At 70.4% G+C, this 21,557-nt stretch carries 22 protein-coding genes; 13 read left to right on the top strand and 9 right to left on the bottom strand.

Features of this window, described 5'->3' with window-relative positions:
- Nucleotides 1-73 precede the first annotated feature (73 nt).
- Entirely contained in the window at nucleotides 74-781 is a 708-nt protein-coding gene (locus tag FVE25_RS29955) for an HAD family hydrolase (RefSeq protein ID WP_157250437.1), read from the top strand.
- On the opposite strand, the gene FVE25_RS29950 is transcribed toward FVE25_RS29955, so the two are convergent.
- Nucleotides 778-2,403: a penicillin-binding transpeptidase domain-containing protein gene (locus tag FVE25_RS29950; protein WP_246267640.1), complete on the bottom strand. Its 1,626-nt coding sequence runs from the start codon at nucleotides 2,401-2,403 to the stop codon at nucleotides 778-780. The genes FVE25_RS29955 and FVE25_RS29950 overlap by 4 nt on opposite strands.
- 87 nt (nucleotides 2,404-2,490) lie before the next feature.
- On the opposite strand from FVE25_RS29950, the gene FVE25_RS29945 reads away from it, so the two are divergent.
- Genes FVE25_RS29945 through FVE25_RS29935 form a run of 3 tightly spaced genes read left to right on the top strand, consistent with a single transcriptional unit; the run spans nucleotide 2,491 to nucleotide 6,266 of the window.
- The gene (locus FVE25_RS29945; protein ID WP_157250436.1) at nucleotides 2,491-3,408 is read left to right on the top strand and encodes a LysR family transcriptional regulator; all 918 of its coding nucleotides are present in this window, start codon (nucleotides 2,491-2,493) and stop codon (nucleotides 3,406-3,408) included.
- Nucleotides 3,405-4,262: a serine hydrolase gene (locus FVE25_RS29940; protein ID WP_157250435.1), complete on the top strand. Its 858-nt coding sequence runs from the start codon at nucleotides 3,405-3,407 to the stop codon at nucleotides 4,260-4,262. The genes FVE25_RS29945 and FVE25_RS29940 overlap by 4 nt, the downstream gene beginning before the upstream one ends.
- A gap of 57 nt (nucleotides 4,263-4,319) precedes the next feature.
- Nucleotides 4,320-6,266: an acetoacetate--CoA ligase gene (locus FVE25_RS29935; protein WP_157250434.1), complete on the top strand. Its 1,947-nt coding sequence runs from the start codon at nucleotides 4,320-4,322 to the stop codon at nucleotides 6,264-6,266.
- Here the strand turns inward: FVE25_RS29935 and FVE25_RS29930 are convergent.
- On the bottom strand, nucleotides 6,256-6,813 hold the full coding sequence (locus FVE25_RS29930) for an NADPH-dependent FMN reductase (protein ID WP_157250433.1): 558 nt from the start codon (nucleotides 6,811-6,813) through the stop codon (nucleotides 6,256-6,258). The genes FVE25_RS29935 and FVE25_RS29930 overlap by 11 nt on opposite strands.
- A gap of 77 nt (nucleotides 6,814-6,890) precedes the next feature.
- Between FVE25_RS29930 and FVE25_RS29925 the strand changes: the two genes are divergently transcribed.
- Nucleotides 6,891-7,868, top strand: coding sequence for an AraC family transcriptional regulator (locus FVE25_RS29925; RefSeq protein WP_157250432.1), 978 nt, complete (start codon nucleotides 6,891-6,893; stop codon nucleotides 7,866-7,868).
- Here FVE25_RS29925 and FVE25_RS29920 read toward each other — a convergent pair.
- Nucleotides 7,825-8,457, bottom strand: a complete 633-nt coding sequence (locus FVE25_RS29920) for a GNAT family N-acetyltransferase (RefSeq protein WP_157250431.1) — start codon at nucleotides 8,455-8,457, stop codon at nucleotides 7,825-7,827. The genes FVE25_RS29925 and FVE25_RS29920 overlap by 44 nt on opposite strands.
- A gap of 18 nt (nucleotides 8,458-8,475) precedes the next feature.
- A complete protein-coding gene (locus tag FVE25_RS29915) occupies nucleotides 8,476-9,798 on the bottom strand; it encodes an FAD-binding oxidoreductase (protein ID WP_181019752.1) in 1,323 nt (440 codons plus the stop codon).
- Nucleotides 9,799-10,057: 259 nt separating this feature from the next.
- Here FVE25_RS29915 and FVE25_RS29910 point away from each other — a divergent pair, with 259 nt between their 5' ends.
- Genes FVE25_RS29910 through FVE25_RS29890 form a run of 5 tightly spaced genes read left to right on the top strand, consistent with a single transcriptional unit; the run spans nucleotide 10,058 to nucleotide 14,940 of the window.
- The gene (locus tag FVE25_RS29910; RefSeq protein WP_219825704.1) at nucleotides 10,058-11,110 is read left to right on the top strand and encodes a LacI family DNA-binding transcriptional regulator; all 1,053 of its coding nucleotides are present in this window, start codon (nucleotides 10,058-10,060) and stop codon (nucleotides 11,108-11,110) included.
- A complete protein-coding gene (gene rbsD / locus FVE25_RS29905) occupies nucleotides 11,100-11,471 on the top strand; it encodes a D-ribose pyranase (RefSeq protein ID WP_157250428.1) in 372 nt (123 codons plus the stop codon). The genes FVE25_RS29910 and rbsD overlap by 11 nt, the downstream gene beginning before the upstream one ends.
- Nucleotides 11,472-11,483: 12 nt before the next feature.
- On the top strand, nucleotides 11,484-12,452 hold the full coding sequence (locus tag FVE25_RS29900) for a sugar ABC transporter substrate-binding protein (RefSeq protein WP_157250427.1): 969 nt from the start codon (nucleotides 11,484-11,486) through the stop codon (nucleotides 12,450-12,452).
- A complete protein-coding gene (locus FVE25_RS29895) occupies nucleotides 12,449-13,936 on the top strand; it encodes a sugar ABC transporter ATP-binding protein (RefSeq protein ID WP_157250426.1) in 1,488 nt (495 codons plus the stop codon). Before FVE25_RS29900 ends, FVE25_RS29895 begins: the two co-directional genes overlap by 4 nt.
- A complete protein-coding gene (locus FVE25_RS29890; protein ID WP_157250425.1) occupies nucleotides 13,933-14,940 on the top strand; it encodes an ABC transporter permease in 1,008 nt (335 codons plus the stop codon). Before FVE25_RS29895 ends, FVE25_RS29890 begins: the two co-directional genes overlap by 4 nt.
- Here FVE25_RS29890 and FVE25_RS29885 read toward each other — a convergent pair.
- From FVE25_RS29885 to FVE25_RS29865, 5 genes are all read right to left on the bottom strand, one after another.
- Complete coding sequence (locus FVE25_RS29885) at nucleotides 14,924-15,403, bottom strand: hypothetical protein (protein ID WP_157250424.1); 480 nt, start codon at nucleotides 15,401-15,403, stop codon at nucleotides 14,924-14,926. The genes FVE25_RS29890 and FVE25_RS29885 overlap by 17 nt on opposite strands.
- Nucleotides 15,404-15,556: 153 nt before the next feature.
- Entirely contained in the window at nucleotides 15,557-17,029 is a 1,473-nt protein-coding gene (locus tag FVE25_RS29880) for an NADH-quinone oxidoreductase subunit NuoF family protein (RefSeq protein WP_157250423.1), read from the bottom strand.
- Nucleotides 17,030-17,045: 16 nt separating this feature from the next.
- Nucleotides 17,046-17,765, bottom strand: coding sequence for a ferric reductase-like transmembrane domain-containing protein (locus FVE25_RS29875; RefSeq protein WP_157250422.1), 720 nt, complete (start codon nucleotides 17,763-17,765; stop codon nucleotides 17,046-17,048).
- Nucleotides 17,766-17,825: 60 nt separating this feature from the next.
- The gene (locus FVE25_RS29870; RefSeq protein ID WP_157250421.1) at nucleotides 17,826-19,235 is read right to left on the bottom strand and encodes a DUF1996 domain-containing protein; all 1,410 of its coding nucleotides are present in this window, start codon (nucleotides 19,233-19,235) and stop codon (nucleotides 17,826-17,828) included.
- A 19-nt stretch (nucleotides 19,236-19,254) separates the two neighbouring features.
- Entirely contained in the window at nucleotides 19,255-19,824 is a 570-nt protein-coding gene (locus tag FVE25_RS29865; RefSeq protein ID WP_246267638.1) for a DUF4142 domain-containing protein, read from the bottom strand.
- A gap of 151 nt (nucleotides 19,825-19,975) precedes the next feature.
- Here FVE25_RS29865 and FVE25_RS29860 point away from each other — a divergent pair, with 151 nt between their 5' ends.
- Genes FVE25_RS29860 through FVE25_RS29850 form a run of 3 tightly spaced genes read left to right on the top strand, consistent with a single transcriptional unit; the run spans nucleotide 19,976 to nucleotide 21,545 of the window.
- The gene (locus FVE25_RS29860; protein WP_157250419.1) at nucleotides 19,976-20,518 is read left to right on the top strand and encodes a sigma-70 family RNA polymerase sigma factor; all 543 of its coding nucleotides are present in this window, start codon (nucleotides 19,976-19,978) and stop codon (nucleotides 20,516-20,518) included.
- On the top strand, nucleotides 20,518-20,697 hold the full coding sequence (locus FVE25_RS29855) for a zf-HC2 domain-containing protein (RefSeq protein ID WP_157250418.1): 180 nt from the start codon (nucleotides 20,518-20,520) through the stop codon (nucleotides 20,695-20,697). Before FVE25_RS29860 ends, FVE25_RS29855 begins: the two co-directional genes overlap by 1 nt.
- A 53-nt stretch (nucleotides 20,698-20,750) precedes the next feature.
- Nucleotides 20,751-21,545 carry a tryptophan 2,3-dioxygenase gene (locus FVE25_RS29850; protein WP_157250417.1) on the top strand — a complete coding sequence of 265 codons (795 nt, stop codon included), beginning with the start codon at nucleotides 20,751-20,753 and terminating at the stop codon, nucleotides 21,543-21,545.
- The last annotated feature ends 12 nt before the right edge of the window (nucleotides 21,546-21,557 follow it).

The raw sequence follows: 21,557 nt of genomic DNA, 5'->3' as shown, positions 1-21,557 counted from the left end.
GCCGGGAGGCCTCGCGGGGGCGGGAGCCGTACCCTGACATGGACCCCCTCAGGAGGCTGCCATCAACCGCCTTGTGCTCTGGAACGTCGACCTCACGCTGGTCGACGTCGCGATCGTGACCAGGGACGCCTATGCCGAGGCGTTCCGTGTCGTGACCGGGCGTCCCCTGGTCAAGCTGGCCCCGGCGCTGGGCCGGCCGGACTCCGAGATCGTCTTCGAGACGCTGGCCGTCAACGGGGTCGTGGCCGAGGACGCCCACCTGCCGAGGTTCCTGTCGGCGCTGGCCATGGCCTTCGCCGACCGGCGCAAGCGGCTGGCCGCGGAGGGGCGGATGATGCCCGGGGCCAGAGACGCGCTCAAGGCGGTCGCCCGGCTCGACGGAGTGGTGCAGACCGTGCTGACCGGGACCATCAAGAGCAACGCCGTGCACAAGCTGAAGGCGTTCGGCCTGGACAAGTACGTCGACTTCGACCTCGGCGGCTACGGCGAGGAGGTCTACCCCAAGGCCACGCTGCTGCAGGTGGCGCAGGGGCGGGCCAAACAGCGCACCGGCACGCCGTTCACCGCCGCCAACACGGTGGTGATCGGCGACTCCACCCGGGACGTTCAGGCCGCCAAGATCGGCGGGGCGGCGGTGATCGGCGTCGCCTCCGGGCGCTCCATGGCCAGCGAGCTGCGCGAGGCCGGGGCCGACCTGGTGCTGCCCGACCTGACCAACGCCTCCGAGGTGGTCGCGGCGGTCGCCGGGCTCACCGCGCCGCTGGACCGCAAGGCCGGTTAGGGCAGCGCCTTCAGGAACGTGGCGGCGATCGGGGCGGCCACCGCCGAGCCCGCGCCGCCGCCTTCCACGATCACGGAGAAGGCCAGGTCGCCCTTGTAGCCGATGAACCAGGAGTGGGCCGGGGGCTCCTTGCCCGAGCCGTACTCCGCGGTTCCGGTCTTGCCGGCCGTACCCGCGGGGAAGGGCACGTTGTGGGCGGTGCCCTCGGAGACGACGGCGGGCATGAGCGTGCGCAGCGCCTTCACCACCCCGTCCTCCAGCGGGCGGCGGGCCTCGCCGTCCTTCGGGACCAAGGCGGCGGGCACGAGGCGCGGCGGCTGCCAGACGCCGGAGGCGATGGCGGCGGCCACGGCGGCCATGTTGAGCGGGCTGGCCAGCACCCGGCCCTGGCCGATGGAGGCCGAGGCGAGGTCGGTGGCGTCCTTGGCGGCGGGGAAGTCGGCGCGCACCGCCGGCACGCCCGGGTCGATGGGCACGCCGAAGCCGAAGTCGCCGGCCACCTTGGCCAGCCGGTTGGAGCCGAGCGAGTCCACGGTCATGGCGCCGAAGGTCGTGTTGCACGAGTGGGCGAAGGCGTCGCGGAAGGGCAGGGTGCCGAAGTCGCGGTAGCCGGCGTTGTGGAAGGGGAAGCCGCCGATGTTCTGCTCGGCGGGGCACTTGACCGTCTGCGCGGGTGACAGGCCGTCGGCGACCAGTGCGGAGGCGGTGACGACCTTGAACGTGGAGCCGGGCGGGTACTTGCCCATGAGCGCCCGGTCGAAGCCGCCGCGGTTGTTGACGACGGCCAGGATCTCGCCGCTGGAGGGGCGCAGGGCGACCAGGGCGGCGGGCTTCTTGGTGAGCTTGAGGGCGTTCGCGCCGGCCTCGTGCACGCGCAGGTCCAGGGTGGTCTTGAGCGGCGCGCGCTTCTTGGCGCCGACCTCCTCCACGGTCTTGACCAGCTTGTCGCCGTCCTCATAGAGGTTGATCTTCGCGGCGTTGGGCACCGTCAGCAGGTCCTTGTACTTCTCCTTGAGCCCGCCCACGATCTGCCGCACCGATCCGGGCACGCCGGCGCCGTCGATGGGGCTGCCGTCGGCGGCCAGGACCGGGACGGTCTCGTCCTCGCCCATGTCCAGCCGCAACGACCGGCCCGGCTTGAGCTCGGGGTGGAGGGTGGCGGGCGACCAGGCGACCTTCCAGCGGCGGTCCTTCTCGACCAGCTTGAGCTTGCCCTCGTACTCCAGGTCGGGCCCCCGCCCGATGAGGCCGGCGGCGAAGTTCTCGAAGCCGAGGTCCTCGGCGGTGGCGGCGAAGACCCCGCCGCTCCTGACCGCGCGGAACGACTGGCGTTCCAGCTTGAGGTCGCGGCGCAGCTTCTCGTGCCATTCGACGAAGTCCTCGGGCGGGTTGTCGACCAGCGCCTTCATGGCGGGGTAGTCCCATGTCTGCCACGCCGCCAGGTAGGCGTCCGCGGTCTGGCCGGCGCTGCCCTCGGTGCGCATCGCCCAGACCACGCCGCCGGCCGCGACGGCGGGCACGAGCAGTCCGGCGACCACCCACGGCCAGCGACGCCGCCGCCGGCGCGGGGCCGGCGTCTCCGGCCGCAGCCCGCCCAGCATCTGTCCCCCTGTTGTAGCCATGTCGCAGAGAACACCAGACGCCACCAGACCATGTCCAATACGGATATAAGCCTCGTCAGGATATAAATCTGGATATCATGGCTGGCCATGGACCTTGTCCGGCATCTCCACTACTTCACCGTGGTCGCGGAGGAACTTCACTTCGGCAACGCCGCCATCCGCCTCGGCATGGCCCAGCCGCCGCTCAGCCAGCGCATCAAGCGCCTGGAGGAAGAGCTCGGCGTGCGCCTGTTCGACCGCTCCGCCCGCCAGGTCCGCCTCACCGAGGCCGGTCGCCTCCTGCTCGGCGAGGCCCGCGAGATCGTCGCCCGCGTCGAGCGGCTGCGCGAGCTGGCCAGGCACGGCGAAGGGACCGCGCTCAAGGTGGGCGTCCCGCCCGACCTGGCCCCCGCGGTCATCGCCGCCCTCGTCGCCGGCTTCCGCGACAGCCACCCCGAGGTACGGCTGGCGCCCGCCGAGATCTGGACCGCCGATCAGGTGACCGCGCTGGCCGGCGGCACGATCGACGTCGGTATAGTGCGCCACCCGGTCACCGCGCCCGGACTCACCTTCGGCCAGATGCTCATCCAGGAGCAGGGCGTCCTGCTGGCCGACGGTGACGACCTGGCCGCCCGAGCCGAGGTGCACCTGGCCGACCTGGCCGGGCGAGAGCTGCTGATGCCACCCAAGGAGGGCGAGCCCGGGATGCACGCCGAGATGTTGGCGGAATGCCGTCAGCGGGGGTACGTTCCCGCGGTGGTGCACGAAGGGTCCGGGCTCGGACTGGTCATGGCCGGTGCGGCGGTCGCGTTCGGGCCCCGGCTGGCGGCGCCGGGACTCGTCTGGCGGCCGCTCATCGGGGCGCCGCTGGCCTGCCGGATCTCGACCGCCTGGCGGGTGGGCTCGGAGATCGTGGCCGGCTTCTCGGCGGCAGCCGTACGAACACTGAAGGAGAGCGCCGGGATGGCGGAACGCAGCTCGGCCCCGGCGCGGCGGGTCAGCCGCAGGCCGGGGGCGCTGGCATGAGCACGATCGAGCTGGGCGAGGTCTTCGCCGCCGCCGGCGTCGAGGGATGGCTGCACGCGGTCGACATCGACAGCGGGCGCGAGTGCGGCTACCAGCCGGACGCGGCCAGGCCGATCGCCTCGGTGTTCAAGGTGCCGCTGCTCGTGGCGCTGTGCCGGCAGGCCGACCAAGGGAGCCTCGATCTCGGTGAGCTGGTGCGGGTGCCGGTCGCCGGGCGGACGTCGGGGCCCACCGGGCTCTCGGCCATGCGCGACGAGGTGACGATCTCGCTGCGCGACCTGGCGTACCTGATGATCGCGGTCAGCGACAACGCCTCGGCGGACGTGCTGGTCGAGCGGGTGGGGCTCGACACGGTCAACGCCATGCTGGCTGGGTTCGGGCTGACGGGCACGCGGGTGCCGATGAGCGGCGCGCAGATGCTGGACAGCCTGGACGAGGACGCCGGGCATCCCTGGCCGTTCCAGGACCTCGACGAGCTGGCCAGGATGCGGGCGCTCGACCCCGAGCACACCAACAGCGGCACGCCGCGGGAGCTGACCCGGTTGTTCGCGATGATCTGGCGGGACGAGGCGGCCTCGCCGGAGCTGTGCGCGTGGATGCGCGAGGTGTTCGGGCTCCAGGTGTGGCCGCACCGGCTGGCGGCGGGCTTCCCGTACGACGACGTGGATGTCAGCGGAAAGACCGGAACATTGCCGACTATTCGCAACGAAGCCGGGGTAGTGGAGTACCCCGACGGCGGTCGCTACGCCGTGGCTGTCTTCACCCGATCGTTCAGCCCCGCGGTCAACCAGCCCAGGGCCGACGCGGTCATCGGCACGGCGGCGCATATGGCGGTGGACCACCTGAGACGGTAGCGGGATATGTGGGCGGTCGCGTGTGACTTTCCACCAGGTGAACGACAGGATGGGCGCATGGTTGACGAAGGTGCACTTGTCTGGGAGCCGACCGCCGAGGTGATCGGGCGGGCCAAGCTGACCGCCTACCTGCGCGCGCAGGGGCGCATCGGCGCACGGTACGAGGACGTGTGGCAGTGGTCCGTCGACAGTCCGGCGGAGTTCTGGGAGTCGATCTGGGACTACTTCGGCGTGGTCGGTGAGCGTGGTGACGGGCCCGTCCTCGATGGGACGATGCCCGGCGCCGAATGGTTCACCGGCGCGACGCTGAACTATGCGGAAAACGCCCTCAAGCGGGGCGACGGCACCGCGGTCGTCTTCGTCTCCGAGGACGGCGCCCGCCAGGAGCTGACCTACGACGAGCTGCGCTCGGAGGTCGCGCGCGTGCGCGCGGGCCTGGCCCGGCTGGGCGTGGGCCGCGGCGACCGGGTCGCCGGATACCTGCCCAACATCCCGCAGGCGCTCATCGCCTTCCTGGCCACCGCCTCCCTGGGCGCGATCTGGTCGGCCGGATCGCCCGACTTCGGCGTGCCCAGCATCGTCGACCGCTTCCGGCAGATCGAGCCCAAGGTGCTCATCGCCGTGGACGGCTACGCCTACAACGGCAAGAGCTTCGACCGCTCCGCCGCGGTCGCCGAGATCTCCGGCGCGCTGCCCTCGCTGCGCGCGACCGTGTGGATCCCCTACCTGACCGCGGCCGAGGAAGGCCGCCCGCCCCAGCAGGCCGAGCCCGCCCCCGGGCACGCCCAGGCGGTCCCGGCGGGCGAGGTGATCGGCTGGGAGGGGCTGCGCGCCGAGGAGGGGCCGCTGGAGTTCGAGCGCGTGCCCTTCGGCCACCCCCTGTGGATCCTGTACTCCAGCGGCACCACCGGGCTGCCCAAGCCGATCGTGCACGGGCACGGCGGCATCGTGCTGGAGCACCTGAAGTCGCTCTCCTTCCACCAGGACCTCGGGGAAGGGGATGTGTTCTTCTGGTACACCACCACCGGCTGGATGATGTGGAACTACCTCATCGGCGCCCTCCTCGTGGGCGCGGTCCCGGTGCTCTACGACGGCGCACCCGACGACCTGTGGCAGCTCGCCGCCGCCGAGGGGGTCACCTACTTCGGGGTCGGCGCGCCGTACATCATCGCCTCCATGAAGTCCGGCGTACGGCCGGCCGGCCTCGACCGGCTGAGGGGGATCGGCTCGACCGGCTCGCCCCTGCCGCCCGAGGGCTTCGCCTGGGTGGCCGAGACGGTCCCCGGGGTGCCGCTGGGCTCGTTCTCCGGCGGCACGGACGTGTGCACCGGCTTCGTCGGGGCCACGCCGCTGCACGAGATCCGCGCGGGGATCATCCCGTGCCGTTCGCTGGGCGCGGCCGTCGTCTCCTTCGACCCGGCGGGCAAGCCGGTGACCGGTGAGGTGGGCGAACTGGTGCTGACCTCGCCGATGCCGTCGATGCCGGTGATGTTCTGGAACGACCCCGACGGCTCGCGCTACCGCGACAGCTACTTCGACGTCTATCCGGGCGTGTGGCGGCACGGCGACTGGATCAAGATCAACGAGGACGGCTCCTGCGTGATCTACGGCCGCTCCGACTCGACGCTGAACCGCGGCGGCGTGCGCATGGGGACCAGTGAGTTCTACCGGGTGGTCGAGCGCTTCGACGAGATCGCCGACAGCCTGGTGATCGACACCGGGCAGCTCGGCCAGGAGGGCCGCCTGCTGCTCTACGTCTCGCTGGCCGAAGGGGCCGCGCTCACCGAGGAGCTGGAGACGGCGCTCAAGAGCGCGCTGCGCGAGGAACTGTCACCCCGGCACGTGCCCAACGAGATCCGCGAGGTGCCGGGCATCCCGCGGACCCTGTCGGGCAAGAAGCTGGAGGTGCCGGTGCGCAAGATCCTGCTCGGCACGCCCGTCGACCAGGCCGCCAACCCCGACGCCATGGCCAACCCCGAGGTGCTGCGCCACTTCACACCCTGACGGCCGACAGCGCCCGGCTCCAGGAGAGCACCTGGTCGAGCATCGCGTTGACCTGGTCCTCCTGATGGGTCAGCGGCTTGAAGACGGTGAAGTTCTCGAAGTCCGTGTGCAGCGACAGCTCCACATGGGCCTGCACGGTGGCGACCTTGAGCTGGCCGAGCACCTGCTGCAGTTGCTCGGCCGCGCGCACGCCGCCGCTGACGCCGTAGCCGACCACGCCGGCGGCCTTGTCGTTCCACTCGGCGTACAGGAAGTCGATGGCGGTCTTCAGCACGCCCGGCATGCCCCGGTTGTACTCGGGCGTGACGAAGACGAAGCCGTCGTATCCGGCGATCGTCTCCGACCAGCTCTTGGTGTGCGGGTGGTTGTAGACGCCGCTGGCCGCCGCCAGGGGCTCGTCCAGGTGCGGCAGGTCCTGGTCCTTGAGGTCCACCAGGTCGTAGTCGGCGTCGCCGCGCTTGACGGCCAGGTCGTGCACCCAGCGGCCGACGGCCTCGCCGTTGCGGCCGGGACGGGTGCTGCCGATGATGATGCCAATCTTCGTCATGCGCCCTACGGTAGAAAGCCAGGGGGGAGACAGACAATGCTCTAGGATCTGGCTTTTATACGCGATAGTCTTCCAGTGTGGATTTGCTGAGCGATGTCGTCGCGTCCATGCGCATCGGGCGGGCCAACTCGGCCCGCGTCGAATGGCGTGCCCCGTGGGGCCAGGGCTTCCCGGACGCGCCTGGTTCGGCGGGCTTCCAGGTGGTGCTGAAGGGCTCGTGCTGGTTGTTCCCGCCGGAGGGCGAGCCCATCGCGCTGAGCGTCGGGGACGTGGTGTTCTTCCCGCGCGGCCACGGTTACGTGCTGGCCGACTCCGCGGAGAGCGCCGAGAGCCCCGTCGTGTGCGACGCCGACGAGGAACGCGTGATGTTCGAGACCGCGGTCAGGGGCGGCGACGGCCCGAGCACGGTGATGGTCTGCGGCGGCTACCGCATCGACGCCTCCCGGCTGCACCCGGTCCTGCGCTCGCTGCCCGAGGTGGTCCACCTGCCCGCCCGCATGGGCCACAACTCCGAGCTGCGCGCCGCCGTCGAGCTGCTCGGCGCCGAGATCGAGCGTCCCCGCGCCGGGTCCGACCTGCTGGTCTCGTCCCTGCTCGACATGCTGCTGCTGATGATCCTGCGCACCTGGTTCGACGGCTCCGACGAGCACTGCAAGGTCGACAACTGGGCCAAGGCCCTGGCCGACCCGTCGATCAGCGCCGCGCTGGACGCCATCCACCGCGACCCCGCCCGCCCCTGGACCGTCGAGTCGCTCGGCCGCGTGGCCGGCCTGTCGCGCGCCGCCTTCTCCCGCCGCTTCACCCAGCTCGTCGGCCAGCCGCCGCTGGGCTACCTCACGTGGTGGCGGCTGGGCAGCGCCGCCCACCTGCTGCGCGAATCCGACGCGCCGCTGGGCGAGATCGCCGCCCGCGTCGGCTACAGCTCGGAGTTCGCCTTCGCCAACGCCTTCAAGCGGGAGTACGGCCTGGCCCCCGGCAAGTTCCGCCGCGAGACGTGCCGGCTGCCGACCCTCAGCGCGCTCCCAGATGCGGCAGGCACGGCTCCAGCCCGCTGATCGCGTAGCCGTCCTCCGGCTTGAAGTTCTCCCGGCTCATCCGGAAGCGCAGGGTGAAGACCGGCTTGCCCTCGCGGTTGCTGAGATCCCTGCCGTCCTCCCGGTAGCCGAGCTTCCTGGTGACGCCGAGCGACGACCGGTTGTCCTCGAAGGCGCTCGTGACGGCCCAGTGCGCGCCCAGCCCTTCGAAGGCCAGGTGCAGCACAGCCCGGCGCATCTCCGTGCCGAACCCCTTGCCCTGGAAGCGGCGGCCCAGCCAGGAGCCGGTCACCACCTCCCGGCGGACCGCGAAGTCACGGGCGGCCAGCTCCTGCGTGCCGATGACCATGCCGTTGTAGACGACCACGAAGCTGGCCGTCCAGTTCTCCGCGGTCGACTCGCCCCAGCACTTGAAGTGGTAGGCCACGGTGTTCCTGGCGCGCTGCTCGGGGGAGGTGGCCGTCCACGGGACCATGAACGGCATGAATCCCTCCTCGTGCACTCCCTCGGCGGCCCGGTCGCCGAGCTCGTCCAGCTCCGGGAGCGTAGGCAGGCGCAGCTGGAGCCGCGGGGTGGTGACGGACAACCTGAACAGGGGCCAGTGACGCATGCAGCAGGTTTACGGCAGCTAGACGCCCTGAGGCAACCGAAATACCCGCCCCGGGTCATAGGCGGCCTTCACCTCGGCCAGCCGGGCGGCGTTCTGCCCGTAGTAGGCCGAGCGCCACTCGCGCAGGTCGGGATCGATGTAGTTGACGTAGGCGTGGTCGCCGAAGAAGGCGCGCAGCTCACCGTGGACGCCCCGCAGCCAGGTGCGCGAGGTGCCGTCGGCGTAGTACTGGACGCTGTAGAGCGCCGCCCGGTGCGGGAAGGCGGTGTCGCGGGCGCCGACCCGCCCGACCGCCCCGCCGAGCGCGTCCAGCAGTACGGCGTGCCGTCCCGGCCTGGCCACGCCCGCGACCAGCGCGGCGATCCCGGCGGCCGGGAGCTTGCGATAGGCCATGTGCGACTTGGCCGAGAACGTGGTGCGCAGCCCGGGGCCGCCCGCCATGATCTGCATCGCGGTCAGATACGGCACCACCCGGGCGACGCGCGAGGCCGGCCGTACCCTCTTCGTGAGCTTTCCCAGGAGCCGGTTGAGCCCCGCCAGGTCGCCCAGGTACGTCCCCGCGAGCTGCACCGACAGCCCCGACCGGTCGCGGAGCAGGTGCAGCGAGGACCACAGCTCGTCCGGCGCGCCGGGCGCCCAGTCCTGCCACGCGGCCACCGCCGCTGCCGCCTTGGCCCACGGCCAGCGCAGGTAGAAGTGGGCGAGCTCGTGGGCCCGATGGGTGCGGAAGGTGAAGGAGGTGGCCACCCCGAAGTTGCCGCCGCCACCGCCCCTGCAGGCCCAGAACAGCGCCGGGTGCCGGGTCGCGTCGCAGTCCAGCACCCGCCCGTCGGCGGTCACCACCTGCACCGACACCAGCCGGTCGCAGGTCAGCCCGTACTTCCTCGACACCGCCCCGATGCCGCCGCCCAGCGCCAGCCCGCCCACGCCGACGGTGGGGCACGACCCGGCCGGGATGCTCACGCCGTACCCGGCCAGCTTCGTGTAGACGTCCATGAGCCGGGCGCCCGAGCCGATGGTGGCCGTGCCGGACCGATAGGCCACGCCGTTCATCCGCGACAGGTCGATCACCAGGCCGGTGCCGGTGGACCAGCCCGCGTAGGAGTGACCGCCCGATCGCGCGGTGACCGGCAGGCCGGACCTGCGGGCGAAGGCCAGGCAGGCGGCCACGTCCTGCGCGGTCTCACAGTAGGCCAGGCCGTTCGGCCGTACGCGGTCGAAGGCGGGGTTGAACAGCCGTCGCGAGCGGTCGTAGGCCGCCTCTCCCGGGCGCACCAGCGTGCCCTTGAGCGATCGGCGCAACCCCTGCCAGTCGGGTGCGCTCCTAGCCGGTGCCCTCATAGCCGGTGCGCTCATTGCCGGGGCCAGGGGGATGAGCGCGGCGGCGCCCAGAAAGTCGCGACGGTTCACATGTCGTGTGACGGCTCCGGCGGCCGACCGGTTGGTTACGACTGCATCACCTTCATTGGGTTGATGGCATAACGCCTGGGTAACGGCCTATCTACACGTGTTGCAATCCTGCGGGACGGAGTCGCAAACTGCCCATCAACACGAGTTGATTCGATCCGAAGGACAATCCGCAGTGGTCACACGCCGTGATGTGGCACGACTGGCCGGCACCTCAGAGGCCGTCGTCAGCTACGTGCTCAACAACGGGCCGCGCAACGTCGCCCCGCACACCCGCGAACGGGTGCTGCGCGCGATCGACGAACTGGGCTACCGGCCCAACGTCGTGGCCCGCTCGCTGCGCACCAGCCGCACGCACACGATCGGCCTCGTCGTCCCCGACAACGCCAACCCCTTCTTCGCCGAACTCGCCCGCGAGATCGAGGACGTCGCCTTCGCCCACGGCCTCACCCTGCTGCTCGGCAACGCCATGGACGACGACGAGCGCGAAGCCGCCTACGTGCGCACCCTGATCGACCGCCAGGTGGACGGGCTGATCCTGATTCCCGCCCACGGCCCGCGCACCTGGCGCTCCCAGCTCGCCGCCTCCGGCGTGCCCTGCATCGTCCTCGACCGCGCGCTCGACGACACCCCCGCCAGCCACCTGCTGCTCGACAACGAAGGCGGCGCCCACGAGGCCACCCGCCACCTGCTCTCCCACGGCAGGCGGCGCATCGGCTGCGTGGCCGGGCCCGAGGACATCCACCCCACCGTCGACCGCGTCGCCGGCTGGTCCCGCGCGCTGACCGAGGCCGGGCTGGACCCATCCGCGATGCCGCTGGCCCACGGGCCCTTCGGCCGCCGCCAGGGCTACCTCAGCGGCCGCGCCCTCCTGGCCGCGGAAGACCGCCCGACCGCGTTGTTCGTCACCAGCGACGAGCAGGCCATCGGCGTCATGCGCGCCGCCGCCGAACTGGGCCTCACCGTCCCCGGGGACGTGGCCCTGTGCTCCTTCGACGGCATCGCCGCCTCCTCCTACACCGTCCCCGCCCTGACCACCATGCGCCAGCCCATCGAGGACCTCGGCCGCCGCGCCGTCGAACTCCTCGCCGCCAAGATCGGCGACCCGGACTCCGGCGGCCGGCGCGTCGTGCTGACGGCCACCCTGATCAAGCGCGGATCCTGCGGGTGCCCCGACCCGGTCGGCGGGGTGGACCTCGTGTCCGCGCGGGATCGGGGGGAGGGGTCGCTCGGTCATGCGTCCTGACGGCCTCTGGCATCCGCGACTGCTGCAGATCCTGTCCGCGGCCGGGCACACCGACCTGATCGTGGTGGCCGATCCCGGACTGCCCGTGCCGCCCGCGGTCGAGGTCGTGGACCTCGTCTGGCTCAGGGGCGAGCCGGCCTTTCTCCCCGTCCTCCGGGCGGTGCTCGGCGAGCTCGTCGTCGAGTGCGCCTACATCGCCGAGGAGGCGCCGGCGGGGTTCCTCGACGGCGTCCTGACCCGGCCAGAACGCATCCCCCACACCCAGCTCAAGGAACTCACCGCCAGGGCCCGCGCGGTCGTGCGGACCGGTGAGGCCACGCCGTACAGCAACGTCGTGCTCCAAGCGGGCGTTCCCTTCTGAAGGAGGCACCACATGAACAAGAAGATCGTCGCAGTGGCCGGTCTGGCCCTCGCGCTCGCCGCGTGCGGCAGGGAAGGCGGCACCGGCGGCCAGAGCGCCGCGGCGCCGCAGCCGGGGGAGAAGCCGGGCGTGTGCCTGGTGATGAAGTCGCTGGCCAACGAGTTCTTCCAGCAGATGCAGAAGGGCGCGGAGGAGCACGCGGCCAAGCGCGGTGACCTCACGCTCAGCGTGGTCGGCATCCAGAACGAGACCGACATCGACAACCAGGTCGCCGCGATCGAGAAGTGCGTGACGCAGCAGGCCAAGGCGGTCGTGATCGCGCCGGCCGACTCGCGGGCGCTGGTGGCGCCGATCAAGCGGGCCGTGGACTCAGGGGTGAAGGTGGTCAACATCGACGTTCAGCTCGAAGAGGGCGCGATGCGGGCCGCCGGGATCGCGGACAAGGTGCCGTTCGTCGGGCCGGACAACCGCGAAGGCGCCAAGCAGTCGGGGATGGAGCTGGTCAAGGCGGTCGGAAAGGGCGCCGAGGTGGTGATCCTCGAGGGCAACCCGGGCGCGGCCAACGCCGCCCAGCGCAAGGCCGGGTTCGAGGACGCGATCAAGGAGGGCGGCCTCAAACTGGCCGACTCCAAGACCGCCCACTGGGAGACCAACGAGGCCCACACCGTCTTCGGCAACATGCTCACCGCCCACCCGAACATCAAGGGCGTCCTGGCCGCCAACGACAACATGGCGCTCGGCGCCCTCAAGGCCATCGAGGAGCAGGGCAAGAAGGACCAGATCAAGGTGGCCGCGTTCGACAACATCCCGGCCATCGGGCCGTACGTGAAGAGCGGCGCCGTCGTCGCCACCCTCGACCAGTACGGCGCGCAGCAGGCGGCCAACGGCATCGACTACGCGATGAAGATGATCGGCGGCGAGAACCTCAGCGGCTGGCAGAAGACCGAGATCAAGCTGATCACCAAGGACAACGCCGGATGATGCGGGTCAGCGGCCTGGTCAAGCGCTTCCCCGGCGTGCTCGCGCTCGACGGCGTCGACCTGGACGTTCGGGCCGGTGAGATCCACGCGCTCGTCGGGGAGAACGGCGCGGGCAAGTCCACGCTGGTCAAGGCCCTGGCCGGGATCCACATGCCGGACGCGGGCACGATGACCTTCGACGGCCGGCCGTACACGCCGTCGGGGGCCGCTGACGCGCTGGCCGCCGGGATCTCGGTCGTGCACCAGGAGCTCGCGCTGCTGCCGTACCTGACCGTGGCCGAGAACCTCTTCCTGCGCGGGCTGCCGCGCCGGGCCGGGGTGGTGGACCGCGGGCGGCTGCGCGCCGGCGCGGCCAGGCTGCTGGACGAGGTCGGCCTGGACGTGGCGCCGGACACGCCCGTGGAGCGGCTGGGCATCGCGCAGATGCAGCTCGTGGAGATCGCGAAGGCCATCTCCACCGAGTGCAGGCTGCTCATCATGGACGAGCCGACCGCCACCCTCACCTCCCGCGAGGCCGGACGGCTGTTCGGGATCCTGCGGTCGCTGCGCGAACGCGGCGTGGCGATCATCTACATCTCGCACCACCTGCAGGAGGTGCTGGAACTGGCCGACCGGGTCACGGTGCTGCGCAACGGCAGGAGCGTGGAGAGCCGCGACATGGCCGGGGTCACCGCGCCGGACCTGGTGCGGGCCATGGTCGGCCGCGACCTGGCCCAGGAGTACCCGCCGCTGCCCGACCGCCCGGAGGGCCGCGAGGTGCTCAAGGTCTCCGGGCTGCGGGTGAACGGGTTCGCGGGGCCGATCTCGTTCTCGGTGCGGGCGGGGGAGGTCGTGGGATTCGCCGGTCTCGTCGGCGCCGGCCGTACCGAGACCATGCGGGCGATCTTCGGCGCGGACCCCGCCGTCGCCGGGACCATCGCCCTGCGCGGGAAGAGCGTGCGCATCCGGCACCCGAAGGACGCCGTGAAGCACGGCATCAGCCTGCTCACCGAGGACCGCAAGTCGCAGGGACTCGTCCTCGACCTGCCGATCAGCGCCAACGTCACGCTGGCCAAGCTGCGCGGCGTCCTGCTGTCGTTCACCCGCGAACGCGCCCTGGCCGAAGGGCTCGGCGCCCGCCTCCACCTGCGCTCGGCCGGAGTGTCCCAGCAGGTCAGGACGTTGTCGGGCGGCAACCAGCAGAAGGTCGTGCTGGCCAAATGGCTCAACGCCGGATCCGACGTCCTCATCGTGGACGAGCCCACCCGCGGCATCGACGTCGGCGCCAAGTACGAGATCCACGAGCTGCTCCTCGGCCTGGCCGAGGAGGGCAAGGCCCTGCTCGTGGTCTCCTCCGACCTGCCGGAACTGATGGGCATCTGCGACCGCATCCTCGTCTTCTCCCGCGGCAAGATCGCCGGAGAGGTCGCCAGAGCGGACTTCGACGCCGAACGCATCCTCACCCTGGCCTACTCGGGCTACCTCAAGAACGGTGACACACCATGATCAAAAGGCTCGTCCTCGGCGAGGCGGGCATCGGCGTCGCCCTGGTGCTGCTCGCGGGCTTCTTCGTGCTCGCCGCCCCGAACTTCGCCACCGAGCAGAACCTGCGCAACATCATGACCCAGATCACGCTGAACACCGTGCTGGCGGTCGGCATGACCTTCGTCATCCTCGTCGGCGGGATCGACCTGTCGGTCGGCTCGGCCATGGCGCTGTGCGCCGTCGTCTCGGGCACGATGATGGCCGGGTCGTCGTCCGCGGGCGTCCTGATCGGCGCGATCCTGGTGAGCATGCTGGTCGGTGGCGCGGTCGGCTGGCTCAACGGGTTCATATCCGAGCAGTGGCGGGTGCCGTCGTTCATCGTGACCCTCGCCATGCTCAACATCGCCCGGGGCGCCGCCGAGCGCTACACCGACGCGGCGACCATCTACAACCTGCCCGCCGCCCTGAACGATTTCGGAACGCTGACCCTCGTGGGCATTCCGGCGGTGTTCTGGGTGGCGCTGGTCCTGGCCGGACTTGGCTGGTTCGTGCTTTCACGGACTGTTTTCGGGCGGCTCATCTACGCCACCGGCAACAACGAAGAAGCCGTACGCCTTTCCGGGCACAAGACCTCGCGCATCAAAATCGCCGCCTTCGTGATCGCCGGGTTCACCGTCGGGGTGGCGGCCATTCTCTACATGGCCCGGCTCAACATCGCCAGCCCGATTCTGGGGCAGGGGTACGAGCTGAACGCGATCGCCGCCGTCGTCATCGGCGGAGCCTCGCTGATGGGCGGGCGCGGGTCCATGGTCGGTACCTTTCTGGGCGCCTGCCTGCTGGGCGTGCTGACCAATGGACTGCTGCTCATGGGGGTTTCGGACTTCGAGCGGCAGATCATCACCGGGCTGGTCATCCTGGTGGCGGTGGTGCTCGATGCCTATCGGCTGCGGCTGGCTCGAAAGCTCGCGGTCACCCAGCCCGCCAAGGCGGGATTCGGTACGGCCGGCGTCAGTGCGAAATCTTGACCACTGCGCGCTTTCCCTTGACTGCTATCACTCTGAAGGTGAGGTCGTTGATTTTGCTGGGGCCGCCTTGATCGGGTCGTTGCCGCATGAGGTTCACCTGCATTCCGTCGATGGTGGAGCAGGTGAAGTCGACGGCGTTGTCCTCGACGGCGATTTCGATGGGAGTCAGGCCCCATTTGTCGTTCAGGGTAATGGTCTGGCCGTCGGTGACCAGAACTTCGCACCTGGCGTCGTGACAGGCTCTGAGGCTCCTGCCGTCCTTTGCCCGGGGGAGCGGGGTGGGTTTCGGCTTCGGGGCTAGGGACGCCGACGGTGACGGGGTTGTGGGTGTGGGTGGGGTTGCCGCCGGGGTCGTGGTGGTGGGGGCGGCCGCTTCTTCGGTGGTGGATCCGCACCCTACGAGCACTGCGGACAGGGCCACCACGCCCAGCCATGCCACCCGGCCGGTCGGTACTTCTGGCATGTCTCCTCCTCGCCTGCTCCGCGACGTCCTCAGCACTGTCGCATCGTGACCCTGGGACGGGTCCCGGGAGCTTGGCCGGCTGGCTGAGCCGCCTCCTGCTGGGGTGGGCAGGAGGCGGGAACCACTGCCTTTCGGGTGTGGGGACCTTGGTTTTCATGCCAGGCGGAGGGCGAGGGCGGGGCACATGCTGACGGTGCGCTTGGCCTCCTTGGCCATCCAGGCCGGTACTGGGCGGAAGCTCGGGTAGCCGAAGTCGTCCAGGTCGACGAACTCCGGTAGCAGGTGGGCGCACAGGCCGTGGCCCTGGCAGCGGGTCCAGTCCACGTCCAGGCGGTATTCGGGTTCCGGGGTGGCCTCCGGTAAGGGGAGGATGCCGCGGACTGGGCGGCCGCAGGTGCCGCCGTCCCGGTGGGCGGTGATGTCGTCGGCGAACACGTCCAGGGCCGAGAGGATGAATCTGGCCGTGCCGTCGGGGTGGAAGCAGGCGCCGCGTCTTTCGATGGCGCGTACGGCCCGCCGTACCGTGTCGGGGGATCCGGAGCCGTCGGCCAGCGTGCAGAGGGCGCGGGCCACGTCGGGCAGGCCGAGGCGGCAGGGGCCGCACTGGCCGGAGGACTGGGCCGACAGGTAGGAGGCGACGCGGGCGGCTTCGCCCAGGGGGCAGGTGGTGGTGCCTACCGGGACGACGATGCCGGCTCCCAGTTCGCCTCCGGCCAGTTTCATGCCTTCGCGGGAGATGGTTGCCGCCGCGGCTACCGAGGGTTCCAGCCAGGCGCCGTGGTAGCCGCCTACCAGGACGCCGTCGCCGGGTTCCGCTTCGCACAGGTCCAGGACCGTGGACAGGGGCATGCCGGCGGCTACTTCGACCACCGACTCGGTGGCGGCGCCTCCGCTCACGGTCAGCAGGAGGGTGCCGGGTTCGCGGGAGGTGCCGGCGTCGGCGTATCCCGCGGCGCCGAGTTCGGCCAGGACGGCCACCTGGGCGAAGGTTTCGGCGTTGGACAGGAGGGTGGGCAGGCCGTTCACGCCTGAGGAGCTGGCGCGGCGTTTGCGGCCCGGTGGCATCGCGTCGAGGCCGTTGACTCCGCGGACCAGCGCGCCGCCCTCGCCGGAGACGAACCGTTCCGGCAGCCCGACGACCCGGATGCGCAGGTGGCTCTCCTCGGCGCCGGCGACGGCGGCGGCTTTGCGTTCGGCCACCGCGGCGGCCATGGACGCCTGCCCCACCTCGCCTTCGACGGTGGCGATGACCACTTCGCGCGCGTGCAGGGCCTCGGCGGTGAGCACGGCGCCGTCGAGGACCAGGTGCGGGGTTCTGACGAGGAGCATGGCGTCCTTCGAGCTGGCCGGTTCGCCTTCGACGGCGTTGACCAGCACGACGCTCTCGCGCGCGCCCGCCGCCTCGGAGACCGCGCGCAGCTTGCGGCCGAAGGGGAAGGCGGCGCCGCCCCTGCCGCGCAGGTCGACCTCTTCGACCTGGGCGATGAGGTTCTCCAGGTCGCGCGGGGCGGGTGTGCCGTGGACGGTGCGGTGGGCGGGCAGGTCCAGGCGCCGGCAGTGGTCGAGGCCGGCGGTGAGCCGCGCGGGGCCGAGCCGCTGCACGTTCGGCACCCTGTGGGGAATCATGTGGAGTGCTCCCTTCTCAACCGGCTGCCCGGTACTTCCGGCGTGCGGCGTCCAGACTGACGGGCGCTTCGGGCCGCGCGGGCTCCGCGCTCGCCGCGACCGCCGTCGGCGCCTCCACCTCTTCGGGTACGGCCGGCGGCCGCACCATCGTGGCCACCACCCGCACCAGCAGGGCGGCGCCCACGGTGGCCAGGCAGGCCACGTACGACCAGGAGACCCACGCGGCCGGCGGCCGCCCCGCGGTCAGGCCGTGCAGGACGGCGATCGGCCAGGCCAGGTAGGCGCAGGCGTGCAGCGAACGCCAGATCCACGGCTGCGGTGAACCGGCGAACATGCGGCGCAACACCCCGCTGGTCGTGGAGATGACGAGGAGCCCGGCGGCGATCGCGCCCAGGACCAGGGGGCGCTGAACCTTGAACGCCACGTGGACGACCAGCGCCGCCATCGAGACCATGGCCGCGACCCGATGGGCGTACTGGGCATACACGCGCAGGCGCGCGGAAAGGAAGACCCGCTCGGTGGCGACCAGGCCGAGCGCCACGGTCGCGGTCAGCGTCACCAGGGCGATCACGCCCGCGTAGAAATCGAGGAAGCCCAGCAGTTCCAACCCGCGCGGCGATCTGACCAGCGCGTATCCGGACAGCAGCAGCGCGGCGAGCGAGGCGGTCAGCCCGACGCGGACGGGCCGCGTGTCCAGCTTGGACGGCGCATGCCGGGGATTTCGTCGGTGGAGCATTCGTTCCCTCCCAGGGTCGGTTGAGGGTGCGACTCGGGGAAGAGCGGCGGCGCTGTGGCGCTAGCAGCGGCGCCCGCGGTTGATGCAGTTGACGGCGAAGGCCATCAGCCGGTCCGGCATCACGTTGGCGAAGTCGGCGTGGTCGGTGACCGGGTTGTGTTTCTGTTCGGGGAAGGCGTCCAGGGCGTACGAGGCTCCCTGGGGGACGCTGTACGTCAGGACCATCCGGAGCTGGGGGACCGCCCTGGTGCCCTGCGGGCAGCGGCCGTTCTGGGGGAAGACCACGTGCGTGCGGTGGTTGGCGCTGTCGGTGTTCTGGCCGTCCCAGCAACTCGGGAAGTCCAGGAGGCGCACCACCTGGCTGGAACGCGGGCAGAGCGGGTACTTGGTGGTGATCCGGTTGGTGAAGCCGGTGCAGGTCCATGCGGCCCGCGCGTTGGCGCCGCCGTTCGTGGCCGCCTTGGCGTCACCGGTGATCAGCCTGAGGAACCTCGGCATGGCCACCACCCGGCTGCTGGTGTTGTTGCGGAACTGCAGGGTGACCGATCGGGGGCGGAGCACCCTGCCGACGTTGCCGTCCGGGTCGCTGACGTTGTCGTCGACCTTCCTGTCGCGCAGCACCGGCCAGAAGTAGGTGGATCGGTCGTTGAACCGGCAGGTGGTGCCGGCGGCGGCCAGGCTCTGGTCGGTGGAGAAGGCGTCCGTGGAGACGTTGCCCACGTAGTCGTGCAGGTGATGGGCGCCGTTGCGGACGCCGGGGGCCACGATGAAGTTGTCGGGGTTGTTGTGGCCGTTGCCGTTGGTCCCGCAGGCGGAGACGAACGAGCCCCTGGTCTGCAGGAGGTTGCCGCGGGAGTTCGGGGGCACGCGGCGGATGTCGATGAAGTCCTCCAGGAACGGGCCCAGGTCGGCGCACTCCTCCGCCTCGTTGTCGGCGGGCTGGGAGGGCTGCTCGGACGGGTCCTGAGAGGGGTCGTTGGGGTCGTTCGGGTCGTTCTGGTTAGGGTTCTGCGGGTCTTGGGAGTCTTGGCGGTTCTGGTTGAGGTTCTGGTTGTCCTGACCGTTCTGGGAATCCTGACCGTTCTGGCCGGTCTCGTCGTTCGGGTCGTTCGGGTCGTTCGGGTTGTTCGGGTTGTTCTGGTCTGGGTTCTGCGGGTTCTGGTTGGGGTCTTGGTTGCGGTTCTGGGCGTCCTGATCGGGGTTCTGCTCGAGGTTGGGATCGGGGTTCTGGGCGTCTTGCTGATTCTGGTCGGGGTTCTGGGCGTTCTGCCGGTTCTGGTCGCGGTTCTGGTTGCGGTTCTGGTTGCGGTTCTGGTTGTCCTGCTGGGTCTGCTGGCGGCCCTGTTCGGCCGGGTCGCAGTGGTCGGCCCGTGCGGGTGCCGCCACGCCGATGACGGCCGCGGACACCAGCCCGCCGGCCACCAGGGCCAGCGCGGACACGGCCGCAGCCACCGGTTTGGATCTGCTCATCGCGTCACTCCTTAGAGGGTCAGCGCGGTGCCGGGGGTTCTGGCAGCTCGGAGTAATTGACCAGGCCGATGGACTCCAGCAGCGTCATGTGCCGGAGCACGGCGGCGTTCGCCTTGGCGGCGAACTTCCTGACCTCGTCGTTGCGTGTCCCCGCCCGGACCAGCGCCACGACCGCGAAGACCTTGCCGTGCGCCTGGCGCAGCAGGTTGGTGTATTCGCTGTCGTAGTTGGCGGGGGAGGCGGCGGAGATCTGCGCCATCCAGGTCTGCTGGTCGGCCGACGGGGCGCTGGGCAGCGGGACGTTGAGCTTGGCCGCCACGGCCCTCGTCTCGACATCGAGCTTGAGATGATCTTCGATGATGTGACCGGCGACCTCCTTCAAGCGGGCGCTCTGGCCACGCTGCTGGGCCTGCTGGCTGGTCGGGATCTCCCAGAGTCCGGCCTGCCGTACCTTGACCAGCAGGTCGCGGTCGGCGGGTCCGAGCGGGCCCGAGTCGGCCATCGTCCAGCCCGCCTGGGCCGTGGTGCTGCCGGGAGGCAGCACCAGGACGACCGTCACGGCCGCCGCGGCGGCGAACGAGCCGAGCATCAGGAACTCTCCGGTCCCAAGGCGACGGCGAAACCTACGCATGGTCGGGGATACGCGGGTTTCGGGGGGCCGGTTCAGCGGATGGGGGTAGATAGTCCAAATTGACTGGAGTTATCGGAGTGACTACCCATCTGGTAACGAAGGTGTAAAGATGTGGGCCGTGCTAGCTCACTTCGACGGTACAGACGCCGACGAGGAGCATCGCATCTTGGTGCTCTACCAGGAGTTTCGCGGCCCGCTTCTGCGTCACGTGCGCAAGGCGACCGGAAACGACCTCCAATGGGCGGAGGATGTCGTCCAGGAGACGATCGTCCGTGCCTGGCGGAATTCGGCGCGACTGCAATGGGAACCGAGCCTCATCTGGGCGTGGCTGCTGACAGTGGCCCGCCGCATCGTGATCGACGGGCGTCGCCGTAGAAGCGCTCGGCCGCAGGAGGTCGAGCCTCCGGAGGTGGACACCGTCGCCGTCCCCGACGCGTCTGACAGGGCGCTGTCGGCGATCGTGGTCGCCGACGCGCTCCGTGAGCTCTCGGACGAACACCGCGAAGTCATTGAACAGACCTACCTACGGGATCGTACGATAAGTGAAGCGGCGGAGATTCTGGGGATCCCGCCCGGCACTGTCAAGTCCCGGCTGTACTACGGGATCAGGGCACTGCGTGAACTTCTGCGGGAGAAGGGGGCAGCTGGCTGATGCACCACGAGGTGGCCGCTTACGTCCTCGGCGTCCTGGACGAAGAGGAGCATGAGGCATTCGAGCGCCACCTCGAGTCGTGCCCCGACTGTCAGGAGCAGCTCGTGGAGCTGAACGAGGTTCCCGAGCTGCTGGACGGACTCAAACATTCCCCCACGGCCTCGGAAGACTCACATTGACGTAGTGAGGCTTTTCAGGTGGTATCGGTGGTGAGATCTGGGGGAGGTGCCCGGTGGGGTTCAACGCTGACCCCCCTGACAGGCAGTTCGGCGAAGAGGGCGGGCGGCTGTCCTATGGCGGCTACCTGCGTCTACCCGAGCTGCTCGCACAGCAGCAGCCCCAGTCGCAGGCTCCCGACGAGCTGCTGTTCATCACCGTCCACCAGGTGTACGAGCTCTGGTTCAAGCTCCTCCTGCACGAGCTGGAGGGTGCCCGCGCGGCCATGTTCAACGGCGAACTGTGGCAGGCCCGGCACCTCTTCAAGCGCGTGCACGCGGTCGAGCGGGTGCTCGTCGAGCAGGTCGAGGTCCTGGAGACGATGACGCCCCAGGACTTCCTGGAGTTCCGCGCGAAGCTGGCCCCGGCCAGCGGATTCCAGTCGGTGCAGTTCCGCGAGCTGGAGTTCCTGTCCGGCGCGAAGGACGAGCGCTATCTCCAGCGCCTGCGCGATGCCGGCGACGAAGAACTCGCCAGGCTGCGCAGACGCCTGGCCGAGCCCACTCTGTGGGATGCTTATCTCACCGCCCTCTCCCAGCGTGGCCTGCCGGTCTCCGACGCCGAGATCGCGGACTCGCTGCTGGCCGTGGCGAGAGACCGCAGTTCGCACGATGACCTGTGGCAACTGGCCGAAGACCTGCTGACCCACGACGAGACCGCGCAGCTGTGGCGCACGCGTCACGTCCAGATGGTCGAGCGCCAGATCGGCACCAAATCCGGCACCGGCGGTTCGACCGGTGCGCCCTACCTGCGCGGTAGGACCCGTTTGCACTACTTTCCCCTGCTTTGGGAATTAAGAGCCTGGCTATGAAAAGACAGGCGA

The organism is Nonomuraea typhae (assembly GCF_009760925.1).
GTDB lineage: Bacteria > Actinomycetota > Actinomycetes > Streptosporangiales > Streptosporangiaceae > Nonomuraea > Nonomuraea typhae.
The sequence above is the reverse complement of the archived record's forward strand: the minus strand, read 5'-3'. Positions and strand labels throughout refer to the sequence as shown.